The 19996-nt window shown below is 66.0% G+C and carries 17 protein-coding genes; 9 read left to right on the top strand and 8 right to left on the bottom strand.

What is annotated here, in order from left to right:
* Positions 1-32 precede the first annotated feature (32 nt).
* Positions 33-764: a glutathione S-transferase gene (locus C722_RS0104285; RefSeq protein ID WP_017639317.1), complete on the bottom strand. Its 732-nt coding sequence runs from the start codon at positions 762-764 to the stop codon at positions 33-35.
* 187 nt (positions 765-951) lie between these two features.
* Between C722_RS0104285 and C722_RS0104290 the strand changes: the two genes are divergently transcribed.
* The 4 genes from C722_RS0104290 (at position 952) to C722_RS24610 (ending at position 5028) form a co-directional block, all read left to right on the top strand.
* Positions 952-2028: a glycosyltransferase family 4 protein gene (locus C722_RS0104290; RefSeq protein ID WP_017639318.1), complete on the top strand. Its 1077-nt coding sequence runs from the start codon at positions 952-954 to the stop codon at positions 2026-2028.
* 7 nt (positions 2029-2035) lie between these two features.
* Positions 2036-3073: a hypothetical protein gene (locus C722_RS0104295; protein ID WP_017639319.1), complete on the top strand. Its 1038-nt coding sequence runs from the start codon at positions 2036-2038 to the stop codon at positions 3071-3073.
* Positions 3070-3912, top strand: coding sequence for a glycosyltransferase family 2 protein (locus C722_RS0104300; RefSeq protein WP_017639320.1), 843 nt, complete (start codon positions 3070-3072; stop codon positions 3910-3912). Before C722_RS0104295 ends, C722_RS0104300 begins: the two co-directional genes overlap by 4 nt.
* 126 nt (positions 3913-4038) lie before the next feature.
* Positions 4039-5028: a YihY/virulence factor BrkB family protein gene (locus C722_RS24610; RefSeq protein WP_017639321.1), complete on the top strand. Its 990-nt coding sequence runs from the start codon at positions 4039-4041 to the stop codon at positions 5026-5028.
* A 359-nt stretch (positions 5029-5387) separates the two neighbouring features.
* Here C722_RS24610 and gpmA read toward each other — a convergent pair whose 3' ends face one another.
* From gpmA to C722_RS0104335, 6 genes are all read right to left on the bottom strand, one after another.
* A complete protein-coding gene (gpmA, locus tag C722_RS0104310) occupies positions 5388-6134 on the bottom strand; it encodes a 2,3-diphosphoglycerate-dependent phosphoglycerate mutase (RefSeq protein ID WP_017639322.1) in 747 nt (248 codons plus the stop codon).
* Positions 6135-6262: 128 nt separating this feature from the next.
* Positions 6263-6490 carry a hypothetical protein gene (locus tag C722_RS0104315; RefSeq protein WP_017639323.1) on the bottom strand — a complete coding sequence of 76 codons (228 nt, stop codon included), beginning with the start codon at positions 6488-6490 and terminating at the stop codon, positions 6263-6265.
* 505 nt (positions 6491-6995) lie between these two features.
* The gene (locus tag C722_RS0104320) at positions 6996-7616 is read right to left on the bottom strand and encodes a DUF2268 domain-containing putative Zn-dependent protease (protein WP_017639324.1); all 621 of its coding nucleotides are present in this window, start codon (positions 7614-7616) and stop codon (positions 6996-6998) included.
* A gap of 55 nt (positions 7617-7671) precedes the next feature.
* Entirely contained in the window at positions 7672-9015 is a 1344-nt protein-coding gene (locus C722_RS0104325; protein WP_017639325.1) for a cytochrome c, read from the bottom strand.
* An 11-nt stretch (positions 9016-9026) separates the two neighbouring features.
* Complete coding sequence (locus C722_RS0104330; RefSeq protein ID WP_017639326.1) at positions 9027-10814, bottom strand: GMC family oxidoreductase; 1788 nt, start codon at positions 10812-10814, stop codon at positions 9027-9029.
* Entirely contained in the window at positions 10814-11545 is a 732-nt protein-coding gene (locus C722_RS0104335) for a gluconate 2-dehydrogenase subunit 3 family protein (protein WP_017639327.1), read from the bottom strand. The genes C722_RS0104330 and C722_RS0104335 overlap by 1 nt, the downstream gene beginning before the upstream one ends.
* A gap of 574 nt (positions 11546-12119) precedes the next feature.
* Between C722_RS0104335 and gabP the strand changes: the two genes are divergently transcribed.
* A complete protein-coding gene (gene gabP / locus C722_RS0104340) occupies positions 12120-13508 on the top strand; it encodes a GABA permease (RefSeq protein ID WP_017639328.1) in 1389 nt (462 codons plus the stop codon).
* A 355-nt stretch (positions 13509-13863) separates the two neighbouring features.
* Complete coding sequence (locus tag C722_RS0104345) at positions 13864-14073, top strand: DUF1127 domain-containing protein (RefSeq protein WP_017639329.1); 210 nt, start codon at positions 13864-13866, stop codon at positions 14071-14073.
* Between the two features lie 124 nt (positions 14074-14197).
* Here the strand turns inward: C722_RS0104345 and C722_RS26110 are convergent, their stop codons facing one another.
* Complete coding sequence (locus C722_RS26110) at positions 14198-14425, bottom strand: hypothetical protein (RefSeq protein WP_143075250.1); 228 nt, start codon at positions 14423-14425, stop codon at positions 14198-14200.
* Positions 14426-14733: 308 nt separating this feature from the next.
* Between C722_RS26110 and C722_RS0104355 the strand changes: the two genes are divergently transcribed.
* Genes C722_RS0104355 through C722_RS0104365 form a run of 3 tightly spaced genes read left to right on the top strand, consistent with a single transcriptional unit; the run spans position 14734 to position 19951 of the window.
* Positions 14734-15837, top strand: coding sequence for an efflux RND transporter periplasmic adaptor subunit (locus C722_RS0104355; RefSeq protein WP_157225799.1), 1104 nt, complete (start codon positions 14734-14736; stop codon positions 15835-15837).
* The gene (locus C722_RS0104360; protein WP_017639332.1) at positions 15834-16904 is read left to right on the top strand and encodes an efflux RND transporter periplasmic adaptor subunit; all 1071 of its coding nucleotides are present in this window, start codon (positions 15834-15836) and stop codon (positions 16902-16904) included. The genes C722_RS0104355 and C722_RS0104360 overlap by 4 nt, the downstream gene beginning before the upstream one ends.
* The gene (locus C722_RS0104365) at positions 16901-19951 is read left to right on the top strand and encodes an efflux RND transporter permease subunit (protein ID WP_017639333.1); all 3051 of its coding nucleotides are present in this window, start codon (positions 16901-16903) and stop codon (positions 19949-19951) included. The genes C722_RS0104360 and C722_RS0104365 overlap by 4 nt, the downstream gene beginning before the upstream one ends.
* The last annotated feature ends 45 nt before the right edge of the window (positions 19952-19996 follow it).

The following is a 19996-nucleotide window of genomic DNA, read 5'->3' on the forward strand; positions in this document are numbered from 1 at the left end:
AGGCCGCCCCCGGGCGGCCTTTTCTTTGCTCGTCAGGCCGGATCCAGCTCCGGATAGTGACGGAAGATGCCGTTCTCGCTGAACGGCAGGCGGCGCGACGAGGCCAGGTAGGCGGCGATGTTGGGCAGGGCCGCCACCCGTTCGGCCACGGCCAGGACCCGCGGGATCTCCGGGGCGAGACGATGCATGGCGTTGGGGAAGGCATAGGTCAGGCCGGCCACCACCTGGAACAGCGATAGGTCGACATAGGAGCGCCGCTCGCCTACCAGCCAGGTATCACCCGCCGGGTTGTAACCCAGCACCCGTTCGAAATAGCTCAGATAGGTACGGATTCGCTCGCCGGCAAAGGCCTTGGCCCGGCGCCGGGCTTCGTCCTGCTGCTCTTCATAGGTCAGGGAGATGGCCACCGGATGGTGGACATCGTGGGCCTCGGCGGTGAGGTCGGTGATGGTCAGTTGCAGGCCATGTACCCAGAAGCGCGACTCCTCGTCCGGCGGCACCAGGTCCAGCTGCGGCCCCAGGTACTGGAGGATGTTGGCGACATGGGAAACGACCTCGTCGCCGGCCTTGAGAAAGGGCGGGGCGAAGGGTGGGCGGTGGGTCTGCTTGCCTTGCAGGTAGTCCTCCATGGCGGGCACGCCCAGGCCTTCGTCCTCCGGGGCGTTGCCCACATCCAGGTAGTCCGCGCCGGCTTCTTCGAGCGCCAGGCGGACGAATTCGCCGCGGCCCTGGATGCTGGGCCAGTAGTGCAGTTCATAACGCATGGAAACCTCCGTCGTCTGCTGGGAATACGGGTCCAGGAAGGCTGACTCCCTGCGGGGTTCGGAGGTTTTCCCGCCGCGCGGCTTTCACGACGAAGCGCACAACCAATTCCCATCGCTGAGACTCCTATCAACCAGCGGCTAGCAATGAGGACGGTGGGATGACGGTCAACAGCAAGCGGACGGCTTCATGCGCATAGGCATTCTCACCCACGTGAAACACCCGGTACGCCAGCCGTTCGCCGGCGGTCTTGAGGCCTTCACCTACGACATCACCCTGCAACTGCGCGAGCGTGGCCATGGGGTGACCCTGTTCGCCAGTTCGGCCTCGGCGCCGGAGCTGGAGGTGGTACCCATCCTCGACGACGGCAACTACGGGACGGACGGTTGCCGGCGCAAGCGCAACGTGCTCAGCTCCGAGTACCTCGACGAGCACCACGGCTATCTCGACTGCATGCAGCGCATCGACAGCCATGGCTTCGACGTCATTTTCAACAATGCCCTGCACTATGTGCCGGTGACCATGTCCGGGCTGATCCGCACGCCCATGCTCACGGTGCTGCATACCCCGCCGTTCTTCGAGTTGATCAACGCCATCGGCGAATTGCACAAGCGCGGTGGCGGTCATTACTGCACCGTGTCCCAGGCCAATGCCGACAACTGGGCGCACCTGGCGCCGGCCTGCCACGTGATTCCCAACGGCATCGATCTCGACGCCTGGCGGCCACGCGGTACCCCAATCGGCGACCATGCGCTCTGGTTCGGTCGCCTGGTGCCCGACAAGGGGCCGCACCTGGCGCTGGACGCCGCACGGGCGGCCGGTGTGCCCCTGCGCCTGGCTGGCCAGGCCACCGACGAGCGTTACTTTCGCCAGGAGATCGAGCCGCGTCTGGGTGACCAGGCCGTTTACCTCGGTCATCTGGACCGCACCGCCCTGGCCGCCGAAGTCGCCCAGGCCCGCGCCTGCCTGGTGACCCCTTGCTGGGACGAACCCTTCGGCCTGATCGTCGCCGAGGCGCTGGCCTGTGGTACGCCGGTGGCGGCCTTCGCCCGCGGTGCCCTGCCGGAACTCCTCACCGCCGAGACCGGCGCCCTGGCCCCGCCGGGTGATGTCCCGGCCCTGGCCACAGCCCTGCGCGAGGCCCTGTCGTTGTCCCGCGAGGCCTGCCGAGCGCGGGCCGAGGCCCAGTGGAGCCATCGCCTGATGATCGATCGCTACGAGCGCCTGCTCGCCGATGTCGCCGCCGGTCGGGTGGCCCGTGGCTAGACCGCCCGTGGCTGAGCTGAACATCGGCTACTACGCCCACCATCACGGCGCCGGCCATGTGACCCGAGCCCTGGCCATCGCCGCCGCCTTCGATGGCCCCCTGACCCTGTTCGGCAGTCGCCTGCCCGAACAGGTGGAGCTGCCCAACGTCCAGCTCTGCCCGCTGCCGCCCGACGTGGCCCCGGGTGTCGAGGGCGAAGCCTTCGCCTGCCTGCACTATGCGCCGCTGGGAGTGGCAGGGCTGCGCGAGCGCATGGGCCTGCTGGTGGACTGGTTTCGCCGCGCCTGGCCCTGTCTGCTGGTGGTCGACGTCTCGGTGGAGGTGGCACTGCTGGCCAGGCTGTGTGGCGTGCCGACGATCTATCTGCGTCAGCGCGGCAGCCGCTTCGATGCCGCCCACGAACTGGCCTATGCCAGTGCCAGCCGGTTGTTGGCACCCTATCCGGAACATCTGGAAGAACCCGCCACTCCAGCCATCTGGCGAGCCAAGACCTGCTATGCCGGCAGCCTGTCGCGCTATGCCGGGCAACGACGCGACAGCCTGCGCGAGCCCGGCACGGTCACCGTCATCGCCGGCCATGGCGGCACCGCCTTCAGCCGCGCGCGACTGGTCGCCGCGGCGCGCGCCTGTCCCGCCTGGCGCTGGACGGTGCTGGGTCCGGTGGCGGAGGACGCCACCGTGGCGCCGGCCAATCTGAGTTTCCTCGGCAGCGTCGCCAATCCCGCGCCCTGGCTGACCCGCGCCGAGCTGGTGGTCGGCTCGGCGGGTGACAGCCTGGTGGCGGAGCTGGCCGATCTGCGCTGTCGCTTCATCTGCCTGCCGGATGCCCGGCCCTTCGACGAGCAACTGTCCACCGGGCGCCTGCTGGCCATGCAGGGCCTGGCGCTCACTGGCGAAACCTGGCCCGCTGACGATGACTGGCCGGAGCTGCTGGCCAGGGCACGCGGGCTCGATCCCGAGCGCTGGGCGGCGGTAGGCGATGGCGAGGGCGCCCGGCGCGCCGCAGCCTGTATTCGAGAAGTCGCCCAGGAGGTGCTGACATGATCGTCCTGACCCTGGTCCATGGCCGCGAGCGGCAACTGGCCAACCTGATCCGCGGCCTGGAGCTGGCGCCGACCCCGCCCGCCGCCCTGGTGGTGGTGCAGATGAACGAGGCACCACGCGCACTGCACAGCTCGCGCTTTCCGATCCAGGTACAGGCGGTCGAAGGCGACGGCATCCTGCCCCTGGCCGCCGCGCGCAATGCCGCCGTGGCCGCTGCACCCGGCGAGGCGCTGGTGTTTCTCGATGTGGACTGCATCCCCGCACCAGACCTGCTCGATGCCTATCGCCGGGCGCTGGCCGCGCGCCCCGACGCCCTGCACCAGGGCTTCGTCCACTACCTGCCGGCCGGCGTCGCGGAAGGTGACTGGACGCCGGAGGCGCTGCTCGCCTCGGGCGTCGTCCATCCCCTGCACCGGGATCGACCGAGCGGGGAGATGATTCCCCATCCGCTGTTCTGGTCGCTGAATTTCGCCTGCACGCGCGCCACCTTCAGCCGCATCGGCGGTTTCGACGAGGGCTATCGTGGCTATGGCGGCGAGGACACCGATTTCGCCTTTCGTGCCCGTGACGCGGGGGTGCCCGTCTATCAGGCCGAGGCGCGCGCCTTCCACCAGTACCACCCGACCTATCACCCGCCGCTCAACCACTTCGCCAGTATCCTGGAGAATGCCCGGCGCTTTCAGGCGCGCTGGGGGCTCTGGCCCATGGAGGGCTGGTTGCGCGAATTCGCCGCCGCCGGCTTCATCCATTTCGATGAACGTCGCGGGATAGAGGCGCTCCGGGTGCCCACGGCCGCCGAGATCGCCGCCTGCCGGGATGCCTCCGGTTCCGGCTTCTGACGACGGCGCGCAACCAACCCGGCTGCCGCCACTCTGAAGGTAGGGCGGTCTGCAAAAGCCGCCGGGCGCAGGCCGTGCAGGCCCGCTCCAGGAATCCTTCGTGAGGAATGTTCGTCAGGAGCCGTTATGTCCTTGTTTGCCTTCAGCCTGCGCGGCATTTCGCCGTTCACCCTCGTCAAGCGTGCCGTCCAGGAATTCGTGGCCGACGACATGCCCACCTATGCGGCGGCGCTGGCCTACCAGATGCTGTTCTCGCTGTTTCCCTTCCTGCTGTTCCTGATCGCCCTGATCGGTTTCCTGCACCTGCCGGACTTCTTCACCTTCCTGCGCGAACAGGCTGCCTACCTGCTGCCGGTCACCGCGCTGGACACGGTCAATCCCATCATCGACCAGCTGCAGACGCAGAAGGGCGGCCTGCTGTCCTTCAGTATCATCGTCGCCCTCTGGTCCGCCTCGGGTGGCTTCCGCTCGCTGATGACCGCCATGAACAGCGCCTACGACGTGGTGGAAAGCCGCCCGGCCTGGAAGCGCATTCCCCTGTCGGTGCTGCACACCATCGGCCTCGCCGGGCTGTTGCTCAGCGCTGCCGCCCTCATGGTGCTGGGCCCCCAGGTGATGAACTGGCTGGCCGCCTATGTCGGGCTGGAAGACTACATGGTCACCCTCTGGGCGCTGATCCGCTGGCCGCTGGCCGTGGCCCTGCTGATGATCGCCGTGGCGGCGCTCTACTACGTCACCCCGGACGTGAAGCAGAGCTTTCGCTTCATCACCCCGGGCTCGGTGCTGGCAGTGGTGGTCTGGATCCTGGCGTCCCTGGGCTTTGGCTACTACGTGCAGAACTTCGCCAACTACAACGCCACCTACGGCAGCATCGGCGCCATCATCGTGCTGTTGCTGTACTTCTATCTGTCTTCGGCGGTGCTGCTGTTCGGCGCGGAGATCAATGCGGTGATCGAACACCACAGCGACGAAGGCAAGGAAAAGGGCGAGAAGACCCCGGGCGACGGTGGGTTGGAAGCCGACGAAGAGATTCAGGCGGGTCAGGACGAGGGCGCCCAGCGAGAAGGCGTCCTGGGTGAGGCGCGGGTGGTGAAGCGCCCGGATGGCCGAACCTGAGTGGTAGGGTGGATGACGGCGTCGCCTTATCCACCGTTCCCCTGCGGCCCTGGTTGTGGAAAACGCCAGGCGGTTTTCCCTTCCGCGGATCTGGGCGTACGGGCATGGCGGCCATGGGCCGCGCCAGTGTCGTAGGTTGGGCTGAGACGGCTTCACCGTCGAAGCCCAACATGGCCAGCACCTTGAGGCGAGACCTGTCAGGCTTCGCTGCGCTCAACCCAACCTACGGCGACCCGTGACCACGATAGGTCAGCCGTCGGCAGAGTGGATAATGGCTTCAGCCTTATCCACCGCTCACACCTCGTCGACCCTGTGGAAAACCGTGCCAGGTCTCCACCAGAGGACGGACGAAAGAGGCCTTACTTCGCCTTGCCCTGATTGGCCACCGCGGCCATCTTGGCGGCGACCTCGTCCGGGTCGGCCAGGTAGTAGTGCTTGGTGGGTTTGAGGTCTTCGTCGAACTCGTACACCAGCGGTACGCCGTTGGGGATGTTGAGGCTGACGATGTCGCTGTCGGAGATGTTGTCCAGGTACTTGATCAGGGCGCGCATGGAGTTGCCATGGGCGACCACCAGCACGCGCTGGCCACTGCGGATGGCCGGGGCCAGGACTTCGTTCCAGCAGGGCAGGACGCGTTCGACGCAATCCTTGAGGCACTCGGTGCGCGGCACCTGATCCAGCGACAGACCGGCATAGCGCGGATCGGCGGCCAGGGCCTGCTGCTCCTCGACGCTCTGCTCGGGCGGCGGTACGTCGTAGCTGCGGCGCCAGACCAGGACCTGCTCTTCACCGAACTTGGCAGCGGTCTCGGACTTGTTCAGACCGGTCAGGCCACCATAGTGACGTTCGTTGAGGCGCCAGTCGCTCACCACTGGCAGCCACATCTGGTCCATGCCTTCCTGCACGTGCCACAGGGTGCGCACGGCGCGCTTGAGCACCGAGACGTGGGCCACGTCGAAAAGGAAGCCGGCGTCCTTGAGTGCCTTGCCGCCCTCGTGAGCCTCGCGGATCCCCTGTTCGGTCAGATCCACATCCGCCCAGCCACTGAAGCGGTTTTCCAGGTTCCACGCCGACTGGCCATGGCGGATGAATACGACTTGCGACATGCGACCTCCATCTTGGGATTCATTGTTTGGCTCACGCCTACGCGAAGCTGTGCCAAACATACCGCAGATGGAGGCTGCCGGCATGGGCATCACGGAAACCGTGATGCGTCCGGCACTCGCAGGGAGCCTTAGGCCACCAGGGCGCGACGGGTACGGGCGATGACCCGCTCCAGGCCGTCGGCAGCGTTGTACTGCTCGGGGTAGAGGCGCTCGCTACGACAGGCGACACCGCGCTCGTCGATCACGGTGAAACTGAAGCCGCCCTTGCGCGAAGCCGGGGTGGTGATGCATTGAAACGGCGCGAAGGCCGCTTGGAGGTGTTGCATGGCCGCAATGGCCTGATTTTGAATATTCATCTAACTATCCTTGGGATCCACGCTCAGTCGGCGCGGTGAAATAACTCCAGCAACCTCGTACCCATAACGGCCGACGGCTGAATCTCTGGCTGGAGGAAGGCAGCGTGTGGGCGAGACGCCCAGGCATGCAGGTAAGTACTTGGGAAGGCAGGCAACCGGCCGGGCACGAGATTCAGAGGCCAGGGCGGCAGATCCTGAGCAATCGAGGGATCGATTCGATCCGGATGACGCTTATTTCGCGCTGCTACAACGAGCGGAAAGGCGTCCAGCGATTGGGGTCAGCTTGGTACTAACCCGATCAAGCTAGCAGGATCGATGCCAGCCGCGCAAGCCCGCTGGTCGGCGATGGGCTTGATGGTCTTCAGGTCTGTACGAAAGGTCGCTGGGCGAAATCAGATGGCGTAACGACCACTAAGAGTGGAGACCCCGCAGGGGTGCGCGCCTGGGTCGAATGGCTGGACGAGGTGTTCGCCGCCGTCGCGCCGGCTTGGCTAAGGCGGTGAGATCATTCCGTGAGAAAGGCTGTAGCCGGGTACTGTCCGCAGGCAGCGGCCGTCAGGCCATGACGTTGCAGATAACGATCGACTCGCCAGCGACCCAGCGCATAGCCGAGATGGCGGGGCAGGTCGCCACTGCCGAAGAACCAGCGGGCATGGTCGTATGGTTGGTGCAGTTCGGCACTCAGGTCGTCCCAGTATCTGGCCATTTCCTGGGGGGCGGCCTGGGCACAGAAGGGCAGCTGGCCGGTCAATTCACCTTCGAACTGGCAGGCGAGGCCTTCACTGACCAAGACCTCGCCCAGTGTGGACCCGTAACCCGGACCGGCATGCCGCAGGCAGTGGTGCAATTCGTGGCCGAGCAGGGCGGTGAAGCTGTCAGGGAAGGCTTGCTGCAGGCGCGGGCTGTCGGGATCCAGGGTCAGAAACACCCGCTCGGCGTCCGGACTGTAGCCATTCAGACCCAACTCCGGGATCACCCAGGCGCCCGCCTGCACCACCACGTCTACCCGTTGCTCGGGCAGGTGCGCAGCGATACGGGACAGGGCATCGGTGAAGGTCTCTTCCAGGATGGCGCGCCAGGAGTCCAGGCGACCATTGGCGTTGAGCAGGTGTAATACGCAGGTCATCCAGGCATCTCCGGGGCGGCCTGTCTTTATAGACGAGGTCGCACCCCTTCGTCCGCTACTTACCCACCTCGCGCGGCTCCGGCTGACCGTGACCGAAGGCCTGGCCCAGGTCATCACCGGAGGTGGTGCGCGTATCGTCGGTACGCCACTTGGCGACCTCGGCGGCGCTGACCGGGGCGGCGTCGTTGCCCCAGCTGGCGCGGATGAAGCTGACCACGTCGGCCACCTGGGCATCGTTCAGGCGCCAGCCGAAGGGCGGCATGACGATCATCGAGGGCGCCGTGTGCAGGCCGGGAAGGGTGCCGCCCTTGAGCACGATGTTGATCAGCGAACTGGCGTCGGCCGTGCGCAGGACCGGATTGCCGGCCAGTGCCGGGAACACCCGGTCGTAGCCCTGGCCATCGGTGCGGTGGCAGGCGGCGCAGTTGTCCACATAGACCTGGGCCCCGCGGGCGCTGTCGTCACCCCGCCAGAGCGCTGCGGCGGCACGGCCATCGGGCTGGAAGGGCGCATCGTGCGGATCCTTGGGCGGCAAGGCCTTGAGATAGCGGGCGATGGCACGCAGGTCGGCGTCGCTCAGGTATTGCAGACTGTGCTGCACCACCTCGGTCATGCCACCGAACACGGCGCTGTCGGCGGAGCGACCGGTCTTGAGGAACTGCACCAGCTGGTCTTCGCTCCAGTTGCCCAGGCCATCGCGATGATCGCCACGCAGATTCTTGGCGATCCAGCCTTCCAGGGGTGCGCTGCCGGCCAGGAAGTCCTTGCCATCGGCAGGCGAGAGGGCCTTTTCCTGCATGGTGAAGGCGCGTGGTGTGTGGCAGGCGCCACAGTGGCCGAGGCCTTCCACCAGATAGGCGCCGCGCGCCACCACCGGATCCTGGTCCGGGGCCGGCTGGAATTGCACCACCTCGGGAGCGAACAACTGGCGCCAGATCGCCAGGGGCCAGCGCATGGACAGCGGCCAGGGGATGTCGCTGTCGCGGTTGGCCTGGGCGACCGGGGTGACCCCGTGCATGAAGTAGGCATAGAGGGCGCGCATGTCCGCCTCGGTAACCCGGGCATAGGAGGGGTAGGGCATGGCTGGGTAGAGGGTATGGCCCTCCTTGGCGATGCCCTGGCGGATGGCGGCGTCGAAGTCGGCGAAGCGGTAGTCGCCGATGCCGGTCTGCCGATCCGGGGTGATGTTGGTCGAGTAGAGGGTACCGATGGGCGTCTGCATGGGCAGGCCGCCGGCGAAGGGCTGGCCGCCCGGCGCCGTGTGGCAGGCCACGCAGTCGCCGGCGCGGGCCAGGTATTCGCCTTGCTTGACCAGCGCCGGATCGGCGTCTTCGGCGGCCTGGGCCGTCATGGCCAGGCCGGCGCCCAGCAGCAGGGTCGCGAGGGTACGGAAGATCATGGGCGCGCCTCTCATGCCTGCACCAGGGGGCCGGGGTTCTTCAGGTACTGCTCGCGGATGGCCCGCGCCGACCAATAGGTCAGGGCCGCTACCAGGCCGGTGGGGTTGTAGCCCAGGCCCTGGGGAAAGGCCGAGGCGCCCGGCACGAAGACGTTGTGCACGTCCCAGCTCTGCAGGTAGCGATTGACCGCGCTGGTCTTGGGGTCGGTACCCATGATGGCGCCACCGTTGAGGTGGGTGGTCTGGTAGCTGGCGGTGTTGAAGTGCCCGCCGAAGTCTTTGACCGAGACGCTGATGTGCTCGGGATTCATGGCCTCGGCGATCTTCTTCATCTTGGCGGCCATGAAGCGGGTCATGCGGATGTCGTTGTCCTTCCAGTCGAAGGTCATGCGCAGCAGCGGCTGGCCATAGGCGTCCCGGTAGGTGGGGTCCAGATCCAGGTAGTTGTCACGATAGGACTGGTGCGCGCCATGGGCGTCCATCGACAGCTGGTGGTTGTAGTAGCCGGCCTGGGCCTTTTTCCAGGCACTGCCCCACTGCGGGGTGCCGGGTGGATTGGCTGCCCCGGCGATGGGCCGGGTGCCGGCCTGGTTGACCCACATGGGCGAGCCGCCGACGAAGCCGTGGGGGCCATGGTCGAAGTTGTCGGCGTTGAAGTCGTCCACCGCCACGCCATTGCCACCGGCGCCGATGAAGGGGTTGGTGTGGTGCTGGTCCTGGCGGAAGAAGGCCTTGATGGTGGCCATGTTCTGGTAGGCGAAATTGCGCCCGACCACGCCTTCGCCGGTCCTGGGATCATAGGGCTGGCCGATGCCCGACAGCAGCATGAGGCGCACGTTGTTGAACTGGAAGGCGGCGAGGATGACGATGTCGGCCGGCTGTTCCAGCTCCTGGCCCTGGGCGTCCAGGTAGGTCACCCCGGTGGCCTTCTTGCCGGTGCTGTCCAGGTTCACCCGCAGCACATGGGCCTGGCTGCGCAGCTCGAAGCGCGGCTCCTGCTTGAGCGCCGGCAGGATGTTGAGATTCGGCGAGGCCTTCGAATACATGTAGCAGACGTAGCCGCTGCAGTAGCCGCAGAAGTTGCAGGGGCCCATCTGGCACCCATAGGGATTGGTGTAGGGGCCCGAGGTGTTGGCCGACGGCAGGTTGTAGGGGTGATAGCCCACCTCGCGCGCGGCCTTCTCGAACAGTTGCGCCGAGACGGTGTTCTTTTGCGCCGGCAGCGGGAAGTCGCTGGAGCGATCCGGGGCATAGGGATTGCCACCCTTGCCATCGCCCACCACCTGGCCCTTGACGCTCCAGGCGGTGCCCGAGGTGCCGAACACCTTTTCGGCGAAGTCGAAGTAGGGCTCCAGCTCGGCGTAGCTGACGCCGAAGTCCTGGATGGTCATGCCGTCGGGGATGAATTTCTTGCCGTAGCGTTCTTCATAGTGGCTGCGCAGGCGCAGCTCCACCGGATCGACCCGGAAGTGCACGCCCGACCAGTGCAGGCCCGCGCCACCCACGCCATCGCCGGGCAGGAAGACGCCCAGCTGGCGGTTGGGCAGGGCGACGTCGTTGACGCTGTGGCGGATGGTGACGGTTTCCTTGGACACATCGACGAACAGCTTCTTGCGGATGCTGTAGGTGAGTTCGTCGATCACCTGGGGATAGGAGCCGTCGGGATAGGTGTCACGGTAGCTGCCGCGCTCCAGGGCCACCACGTCCAGGCCGGCCTCGGTCAGTTCCTTGGCCATGATGGCCCCCGTCCAGCCGAAGCCGACGATCACCACGTTCTTGCTGGGCAGTACCTTGGCCATCAACCGCGCTCCCCGCGAATGGAGACCGGGGGCAGCGGATAGCGTTCGTCACGCTCCACCCAGTCCATGAAGTCGGCGCGGGCTCCGGGGAAATTCACCAGTTTCCAGCCGACCAGTTCCTTGTTGCCGCCGTGCAGCGGATCGCAATAGAAGCCTTCCTTGGTGTTCTGCAGCAGCTGGGCGAAGAACAGCTTGGCTGGTACGCCGTCCAGGGCGGCGTCACCGCTTTCCAGGGCCTTGAGGGTTGCGTCCCGCTCGGCGGGTGCAAGCTCGGCGAATACCTTGCCGTGTTGCTGACGGGTCCAGCGGTCCACTGCAGCGATCCCCAGGCGATAGAGATCCTGGGGCGCCAGGCGACTCTGATAGCCCATTTCCGGCGCGGCATCGACGGCGAAGGGGCCCTGCATGTACCAGAGGCCACCGCGGGCATAGGCGGTCTGCATCTGCCGATCGATGAACTCCGGCGCACCGGCTTCCAAGGCACCCGGGCCCAGTTCGTCCGCCGGAATCAGCCGGGCCACAGCCGCCTGTACGAAGGCCCACTCCTCGGCGGTGAAGAACACTGGCTGGTAGTGGTCGGCGCGCGGACTGCTGCCGGGCTTGTTTTCCGGCGTGGGCGCTGCGAGTGCCAGACCTGAGGTTGCACCGCCCGCCAGGGCGACCACGGGAATCAGGCTCAGGGACTTGCGCAGGAAGTCGCGACGGGCCGGGACGGAATCGTCTGCGGACATGATCAGGGTCTCATCAGGTGCCCGACGTGATCCGCAGGGCTTATGGTTAGCTAGCTAATATGTTGGAATATTACCAACATCTGTCCGCCGCGGTTACATTTTGTCGCAGCTGTGCAGAGGCTTGGCAGCCATTCAAGTTCCCTTCACCCGTGCGGCGATGCGCAAAAGCCTCTTTGTTGGCCTTTGAAGTCCTGATTTCGTCAGTCCGAGCAGCTGCGATGGACCTTTACCGTGGAAAGGATATTTCTTGAGGAGATTGAGGCCTTCGTGCTGCCTCGCCGGGTGGAGGCAGTAGCATCCTCGTCACAGGCGGTTACCTGAGGTTCCACCTTTGTCGGCACCATGATGGTGCAAGTTGCACAAAGTGATACCTAACGAAGCAAGGTGGAAGCGCAGCGGCACATGAAAGAAATCGTTTTGCACATCAAATAGTTAGTGCAATAGCTAGGCAAAGTGCCGCTTTTTCGCGACTTTGCGCGAAGCGTTGCACCCTTTGAGTTCATTTTGTGCCGATTTCAGCGGGGGTGGCGCGCAAGTTGCACTTGGGAGGCTTTCCGTTGTCAGGTAACACCTTATGTCCAACGTAGAATGCAACCTCTCTCCGGCGCTCAAACCGCGCCATGTGACCATGTTGTCCATCGCTGGAGTGATCGGTGCCGGTCTGTTCGTCGGCTCCGGTCATGCCATCGCCGCTGCCGGTCCGGCCGTGCTGCTGGCCTACGCCCTGGCCGGCACCCTGGTGGTGCTGGTCATGCGCATGCTGGGTGAAATGGCGGTCGCCTCGCCCGATACCGGCTCCTTCTCGTCCTATGCCCAACAGGGCATCGGCCGCTGGGCCGGCTTCACCATCGGCTGGCTGTACTGGTGGTTCTGGGTGCTGGTCATTCCGCTGGAGGCCGTGGCTGCCGCCGCCATCCTCAATGCCTGGTTCCCGGCCATCGCCACCTGGCAGTTCGCGCTGATCATCACCGGCATCCTGACCGTGACCAACCTGTTCAGCGTCGCCAAGTACGGCGAGTTCGAATTCTGGTTCGCTCTGCTCAAGGTCATCGCCATCGTCGCCTTCATCGCCCTGGGCGCGGCGGCGCTGGTCGGTGCTCTGCCCGGTCGCGAGGTCAGTGGCCTGAGCAATCTGATGGCCCATACCGGCGGCTTCATGCCCAATGGCTTTGGCGCGGTGCTGGGCGCCCTGCTGACCACCATGTTCAGCTTCATGGGCACCGAGATCGTCACCATCGCCGCGGCTGAATCCAAGGATCCGTCCCGGCAGATCAGCAAGGCCACCAACTCGGTGATTTGGCGGATCGCGCTGTTCTATCTGGTCTCCATCTTCCTGGTGGTGTCCATGGTGCCCTGGAACGATGCCCAGCTGCCGATCGTGGGGTCCTACCAGCGCGCCCTGGAAGTGCTGTCGATTCCCAATGCCAAGCTGATCGTCGACTGTGTGGTCCTGGTCGCCGTGGCCAGCTGCCTGAACTCGGCGCTCTACACCGCGTCGCGCATGCTCTACTCCCTGGCCCGCCGTGGCGATGCCCCGGCCAAGATGGGGCGTGCCTCCAGCGCTGGCGTGCCCCGTACCGCGGTGCTGGCCAGCACCGCCGTGGGTTTCCTGACCACCATCGCCAACTACACCATGCCCGAGGCGGTGTTCAGCTTCCTGCTGTCCACCTCCGGTGCCGTCGCCCTGTTGGTCTACCTGGTGATCGCCGTGACCCAGCTGCGCCTGAGACGCAAGCTGATGGCCCGGGGCGAGCGTCTGGAATTCCGCATGTGGCTGTTCCCCTGGCTGACCTGGGCGGTGATCGTCTTCATCGTCGGCGCCCTGACCGTGATGCTGTTCAGCGACGCCCACCGCTTCGAGATCCTGGCGACCGGTCTGCTGGCACTGGTGGTCGTGGCCATCGGTACCTGGGTGGGTCGGCGTCAGCCTGCCGCCCCGAGCCTGGCCGCTGCCGCGCGTTGACGGTGAGAGGCTTCCGGCGCCCACCGGGCGTCGGAAGCGCTCCTTTCTGGAGCATGACGGCGTTTCCAGGCTGGACAGTGGGTGCGGTAACAGGTAGAACAGCAGTCCTGTTTCGTTGGCCTTGGGCCAACTGTATAGCTCGAATTTCCGCGATGTTCCTTCTGGTAACCAATTTTTGCACTGCAATGGTGCAAAGCGTTACAGAATGACCCAAATTGCAGCAGTACAGTTGCAATTGTGTGCTGAGTGATCCGCGAACCTTTCCTTGTACTGTTACTGGTGGTAGCACTCGCCTGGCGAGACAATGGCGCCATTCGATGACCAGTACCCGTCACAAGCGGGAAGGAAAACCACCATGGAACGCACCTTCAGTTCCTCGCTGTACAACGCCAAGCCCAGCAACCGTGTGCCCGTTGCCCTGCGCGTTATCTCCACCCTGTCCACCTGGCAGCGTCGCATCGCCAGCCGTAACGAACTGGCTCGCCTGGACACCCGCATGCTGGCTGACGCCGGTATCACCGAGGCCCAGCGCTACCAGGAAATGCACAAGCCGTTCTGGCGCTGAGCCCGGCTGCTGCACAGTTTCCACAGACCCCGCTTCGGCGGGGTTTGTTTTGTCTGCGTCTCGAACGCCAGGCAGCAAAAAGCCCCGGCATGCCGGGGCTTTTGTTACCGCCAGAAAGCTGGGCTTACTGCATGTTGTTCTGGTTGCGCGCGTCGACCTTGTTGGGCTTCTCGCTCTTGAAGGGGACTTCGGCACCACCATCAGCACCGCCCTTGACGGTGGTCTTGCCCGGTACGGCTTCGGTAGCCGAACCATTGACGGCCGTGGCGCTCTTGGAGGTTTCGGCCGCGAAGACACCCGTGGCCATCGACAGCATCACAGCAGCGGTAGAGGTGATCAGCAGCTTTTTCATGAGTTCGGCCTCGTCGAAGTAAACCTGGGAATCTGGTTGGGCCCGTTCCAGTGGAGAGACGGGCATCAGCTGCGAACGGGCAGGTCCACAGCGCTCGTTGTAGTTGACTGCGCCCTGGAATGCCGGGTTCCAGAGCATTTGTGAACATTTGTGGGCAAGTTGCCGCTCTGGTACCGACCATTTGCGCAGGCGGCCCCGCCGTAGCGCTTCCCAAGCAGCGCCCAGCGCCGGACAATTCGTCGGACGAACCCCCCGCGCCGCCTGTGGTCAGTTCGCAGATCGCGCCTCTTCCACCGATAAGGATAATCATGAGGGCTCTCCGCCTTGCTCACCTCTGCCAGGTAACGGTCGCTCTGGCCCTGGTAACGCTGTTGCCAGGCTGTTCCCAGGAGCGACCGCCCACCGAGGAACCGGCGCGGGTGGTGGTGACGCAGCTGAGCCCGATAAAGGATGCCCAGCGCATTCCCTTCACCGGTGATATCCAAGCGCGGGTGCAGGCACCGCTCGGCTTCCGTGTGAGCGGCAAGATCAGCGAGCGGCTGGCGGACGTCGGGGATCGGGTACGCGAGGGCCAGATCCTCGCGCGGTTGGATCCCCAGGATCTGCGCAACAACCTGGCCGCCGCCCAGGCCCAGGTGGAGGCCCAGGAAGCCCGCGCCTGGCTGGCGCGGGTCGATTTCGAGCGCCAGGCCGCGCTCTTGCCCAAGGGCTATACCAGTCGCAGCCAGTACGACCAGGCCCAGGCCACCCTCGATGGCGCCCGCAGTGCGCTGCAAACCGCCGTGGCCCAGCGCGACGATGCGCGCAAGCAGCTGGGCTATACCGAATTGCGCGCCAGCGCCGCTGGGGTGCTGACCGCCCGCCATGCCGAAGCCGGTCAGGTGGTGCAGGCCGGCGCGGCGATCTTCGACCTGGCGGTGAGCGGCGAACTCGATGCCGTCTTCGATCTCTACGAATCCCTGGCCCGCGAACTCCAGGTCGGCCAGCGGCTGCCCGTCGCCCTGCAGGCGCAACCGGCGATCGCGACCCAGGGCACCCTGCGCGAGATCGCCCCGACGGTGGCGAGCAGCGGCACGGTACGCATCAAGGTACAGCTGGACCGGCCACCCGCCGCCATGACCCTTGGCGCGGTGGTGAATGCGCAGCTGGAGGGCGTGGCCGAGCAGGGCTTCGCCCTGCCCTGGACGGCGCTGAACGGCACCACCGATCAGCCCGCCGCCTGGCGCCTGAACGAAGACGGCCGGGTCAGCCTGCAGCCGCTGCGCATCGAGCGCTACACCCGCGACAGCATCATCGTCAGCGACGGCCTCAAGGCCGGCGACCGCATCGTGGTCGCCGGCGGCCAGGCCCTGAGTCCCGGCCAGAAGGTCGAGGTCGCCGAGCGCTCCGCCTTCAACGAGGTGCGCCCATGAAGCCCCTCCTGCCGCTCTGCCTGCTGCTGGTTCTCGCCGGCTGTTCCGACGACGAGGCGCCACCGCCGCCGATCCGGCCGGTAGCGACCCTGACCCTCAGCGCGCCGCAGCCCCAGCGTGAGGTGTTCGCTGGCAGCATCCAGGCGCGCTACGAGAGCGTGCTGGGCTTTCGCGTCGGTGGCCGCATGACCCGCCGCCTGCTGGACGTGGGTCAGCCGGTCCGCCGCGGCCAGTTGCTGGCCGCGCTGGACCCCACCGATCAGGACAATGCCCTACGCAGTCGCCAGGGCCAGAGCGCCGATGCCGACGCCCAGTGGCGCGATGCCCGCAACGATGCCCGGCGTCAGCAGCAGCTGTTCGACCAGGGCGTCGGCTCGCGCTCCCAGCTGGACCAGGCGCTGACCCGCCTGCATACCCTGGAGGCCGCCCGCGAACAGGCCCAGAGCGCCGAGCGGCAGGCCCGCGATCAGCGCAACTATGCCGAGCTCTACAGCGATTTCGACGGCGTGATCACCGCCTGGCAGGCCGAGGTCGGCCAGGTGGTGTCCGCCGGTCAGCCGGTGGTGCGGGTCGCCCGCCCGGACATCCGCGAGGCGGTGCTGGACCTGCCGGCCCAGGCCATCGGCCAGTTGACCCCAGGTCGTGTCCTGACCGTGCGCATGGCGCTGGATCCGAGCGTGGCGGTGCAGGGCCAGGTGCGCGAGATCGAGCCCCAGGCCGATGCCACCACCCGTACCCGGCGGGTGCGCCTGACCCTGGACGAGCCACCGGCCGCGTTGCGCATCGGCAGTCTGGTACAGGGCGAACTGGCGTCGCCACCGGCCGCGGGCCTGTCTCTGCCGGCCCAGGCGCTGCGGCGCCAGAATGGCCAGACCTCGGTCTGGGTGGTGGCGGGCCAGGGCGAGCAGGCGCAGGTGCGCCAGCGGCCGGTCGAGGTGCTGCGCGAGGCGGACGGCCTGGCATGGATCGGCAATGGTCTGAGCGCCGGTGAGCGGGTGGTGATAGCCGGGGTCAACAGTCTCGAGGAGGGACAGCGGGTGAAGGATCAGGAGGGCGCTCGGCCATGAAAGGCTTCAACCTGTCGGACTGGGCGCTGCGCCACCAATCCTTCGTCTGGTACCTGATGTTCGTCGCCCTGCTGATGGGCGTCTTCTCCTACATGAAGCTGGGCCGCGAGGAAGACCCGTCCTTCGCCATCAAGACCATGGTCATCCAGACCCGCTGGCCGGGGGCGACCACCGAGGAGACCCTGCGCCAGGTCACCGAGCGGGTGGAAAAGAAGCTCGAAGAACTGGATTCGCTGGACTACACCAAAAGCTTTACCCGGCCGGGCCAGTCCACGGTGTTCGTCTATCTGCGTGACACCACGCCGGCCAAGGCGATTCCGGATATCTGGTATCAGGTGCGCAAGAAGGTCTCCGACATCCAGGGCGAATTCCCCCAGGGCATCCAGGGACCGGCCTTCAACGACGAATTCGGTGACGTCTTCGGCAGCATCTATGCTTTCACCGGCGACGGCTTCAGCATGCGCCAGCTGCGCGACCAGGTGGAGCAGGTGCGCCGCGAGATCCGCAGCGTGCCGGGCATCGGCAAGGTGCAACTGATCGGTGCGGAAAACGAGGTCATCTACCTGGACTTCTCCACCCGCAAGCTGGCCGCCCTGGGGCTGGATCAGCGCCAGGTGATGCAGAGTCTGCAGCAGCAGAACGCGGTGACGCCTTCGGGGACCATCGAATCCGGCGCCGAGCGCATCAGCGTGCGTACCAGTGGCGAATTCCGCTCCACCGCCGATCTGGCCGCGGTCAATCTGCGCATCGACGATCGCTTCTATCGCCTCACCGATCTGGCCGACATCCGCAGCGGGTATGCCGATCCGCCCAGTTCGCTGTTCCGCTACAAGGGCCAGCCGGCCATTGGCCTGGCCATCGCCATGAGCAGCGGTGGCAACATCCAGACCTTTGGCGCGGCCCTGACCGAAAAGATGCAGGAGCTGACCGGCGCCTTGCCGGTGGGCATCGGCGTGCACGTGGTCTCCAACCAGGCGCAGGTGGTGGAAAAGGCCGTCGGCGGCTTTACCCAGGCGTTGTTCGAGGCGGTCATCATCGTGCTGGTGGTGAGCTTCATCAGCCTTGGCGTGCGCGCCGGCCTGGTGGTGGCGCTGTCGATCCCCCTGACCCTGGCGCTGGTGTTCGTCTTCATGGAATACAGCGGCATCACCATGCAGCGGATTTCCCTCGGCGCCTTGATCATCGCCCTAGGCCTCTTGGTGGACGACGCCATGATCACCGTGGAGATGATGGTGACCAAACGGGAGGAGGGCGAGTCGCTGCACCGCTCGGCGACCTTCGCCTACGAGTCCACCGCCTTTCCCATGCTCACCGGCACCCTGGTGACCGTGGCCGGTTTCGTGCCCATCGGCCTCAACTCCAGCAGCGCCGGCCAGTACACCTTCACCCTGTTCGCGGTGATCGCCGTGGCGCTGCTCTTGTCCTGGATCGTCGCGGTGTTCTTTTCGCCGGTGATCGGCGTGCACATCCTGCCGAAGAAGGTGAAGCAGAAGGATCATGACCAGCCCGGTCGCCTGGCGCGCTGGTCCGACGGCCTGCTGCTGGGCGCCATGCGCCATCGCTGGCTGACCATCATCCTCACGGTGCTGCTGTTCGCCGCGGCGCTGTTCGCCATGAAGTTCGTGCAGAACCAGTTCTTCCCGTCTTCGGATCGGCCCGAGCTGCTGATCGATTTCAACCTGCCGCAGAACGCCTCCCTCGACGCCACCCGCGCGCAGATGGACAGGTTCGAAAAGACCCTGGCCGACGATCCGGACGTGGCCCACTGGAGTTCCTATGTCGGCCAGGGCGCGGTGCGCTTCTACCTGCCGTTGGACCAGCAGCTGGAGAATCCCTTCTATGGCCAGGTGATCCTGGTGGCCAAGGATCTGGAAGCCCGCAATCGGCTGCTGCCCAAGCTCAAACAGCGCCTGCGCCAGGACTTCGTCGGGCTGTCCGGCTACGTCCAGCCCCTTGAAATGGGCCCGCCGGTGGGGCGGCCGATCCAGTACCGCATCAGCGGCCCGGACGTCGCCGAGGTACGCCGCCAAGCCCTGGCCCTGGCCAGCGTGCTGGGCAAGAGTCCGCAGCTGGGCGACTTCCTCTACGACTGGAACGAGCCGGCGCGGATGCTCAAGATCGAGGTCAACCAGGACAAGGCGCGGCAGCTGGGTTTCTCTTCCCAGGACGTGGCGCAGATCCTCAATGGCGTGGTGACCGGCACCCCGGTGACCCAGGTGCGCGACGACATCTACCTGGTCAACGTGGTGGCGCGGGCCAGCGAGGCCGAGCGGCGCTCGGTGGAGACCCTGGAGAATCTGCAGATCATGACGCCCCAGGGCGTCGCGGTGCCGCTCAAGGCCTTCGCTCGCATCGACTACGCCCTGGAGCAGCCGCTGGTGTGGCGCCGTGACCGCCTGCCCACCATCACCCTCAAGGCGTCCATTCTCAGCGAGATCCAGGCACCGGACCTGGTCAAGCAGCTGCAGCCGGAGGTGGATGCCTTCATCGCCAAGCTGCCGCCGCGCTATCAGGTGGCGGTGGGCGGCACGGTGGAGGAGAGCAGCAAGGCCCAGGGCCCCATCGCCGAGGTGGTGCCGCTGATGCTGTTTCTCATGGCTACCTTCCTGATGATCCAGCTGCACAGCATCCGCAAGCTGTTCCTGGTGGCGAGCGTGGCGCCCCTGGGCTTGATCGGGGTGGTGCTGGGGCTGATCCCCTTCGGCCAGCCGCTGGGCTTCGTCGCCATCCTCGGGGTACTGGCGCTGATCGGCATCATCATCCGCAACTCGGTGATCCTGGTGACCCAGATCGACGCCTTCGAGCGTGACGGTCGCTCGCCCTGGGACGCCGTAGTGGAAGCCACCCGCCACCGCCGCCGGCCGATCCTGTTGACCGCCGCCGCGGCCAGCCTGGGCATGATTCCCATCGCCCGCGAGGTGTTCTGGGGGCCCATGGCCTATGCCATGATCGGCGGGATCGTCGCGGCGACGCTGCTGACCCTGCTGTTCCTGCCGGCGCTCTATATCGCCAGCTACCGCATTCGCGAGCCGGAGCGGAAGGGCTGAGGCAGCGGGCCTGGCCCAAAAGCCGGGCAAAAAAAACGGCCTTCC

This window comes from Pseudomonas sp. 313, from assembly GCF_000316965.1.
In the GTDB taxonomy this organism is placed as follows: domain Bacteria; phylum Pseudomonadota; class Gammaproteobacteria; order Pseudomonadales; family Pseudomonadaceae; genus Chryseomonas; species Chryseomonas benzopyrenica.

Bases quoted from the DNA above. Each gene is read 5' to 3' on its own strand.
- C722_RS0104330 (WP_017639326.1), bottom strand. From the start codon at position 10,814: ATGGCCAAGGTACTGCCCAGCAAGAACGTGGTGATCGTCGGCTTCGGC.
- C722_RS0104320 (WP_017639324.1), bottom strand. From the start codon at position 7,616: ATGACCTGCGTATTACACCTGCTCAACGCCAATGGTCGCCTGGACTCC.
- gabP (WP_017639328.1), top strand. From the start codon at position 12,120: ATGTCCAACGTAGAATGCAACCTCTCTCCGGCGCTCAAACCGCGCCAT.
- C722_RS0104355 (WP_157225799.1), top strand. From the start codon at position 14,734: ATGAGGGCTCTCCGCCTTGCTCACCTCTGCCAGGTAACGGTCGCTCTG.
- C722_RS0104300 (WP_017639320.1), top strand. From the start codon at position 3,070: ATGATCGTCCTGACCCTGGTCCATGGCCGCGAGCGGCAACTGGCCAAC.
- C722_RS0104345 (WP_017639329.1), top strand. From the start codon at position 13,864: ATGGAACGCACCTTCAGTTCCTCGCTGTACAACGCCAAGCCCAGCAAC.
- C722_RS0104315 (WP_017639323.1), bottom strand. From the start codon at position 6,490: ATGAATATTCAAAATCAGGCCATTGCGGCCATGCAACACCTCCAAGCG.
- gpmA (WP_017639322.1), bottom strand. From the start codon at position 6,134: ATGTCGCAAGTCGTATTCATCCGCCATGGCCAGTCGGCGTGGAACCTG.
- C722_RS0104365 (WP_017639333.1), top strand. From the start codon at position 16,901: ATGAAAGGCTTCAACCTGTCGGACTGGGCGCTGCGCCACCAATCCTTC.
- C722_RS24610 (WP_017639321.1), top strand. From the start codon at position 4,039: ATGTCCTTGTTTGCCTTCAGCCTGCGCGGCATTTCGCCGTTCACCCTC.
- C722_RS26110 (WP_143075250.1), bottom strand. From the start codon at position 14,425: ATGAAAAAGCTGCTGATCACCTCTACCGCTGCTGTGATGCTGTCGATG.
- C722_RS0104335 (WP_017639327.1), bottom strand. From the start codon at position 11,545: ATGTCCGCAGACGATTCCGTCCCGGCCCGTCGCGACTTCCTGCGCAAG.
- C722_RS0104325 (WP_017639325.1), bottom strand. From the start codon at position 9,015: ATGATCTTCCGTACCCTCGCGACCCTGCTGCTGGGCGCCGGCCTGGCC.
- C722_RS0104290 (WP_017639318.1), top strand. From the start codon at position 952: ATGCGCATAGGCATTCTCACCCACGTGAAACACCCGGTACGCCAGCCG.
- C722_RS0104285 (WP_017639317.1), bottom strand. From the start codon at position 764: ATGCGTTATGAACTGCACTACTGGCCCAGCATCCAGGGCCGCGGCGAA.
- C722_RS0104360 (WP_017639332.1), top strand. From the start codon at position 15,834: ATGAAGCCCCTCCTGCCGCTCTGCCTGCTGCTGGTTCTCGCCGGCTGT.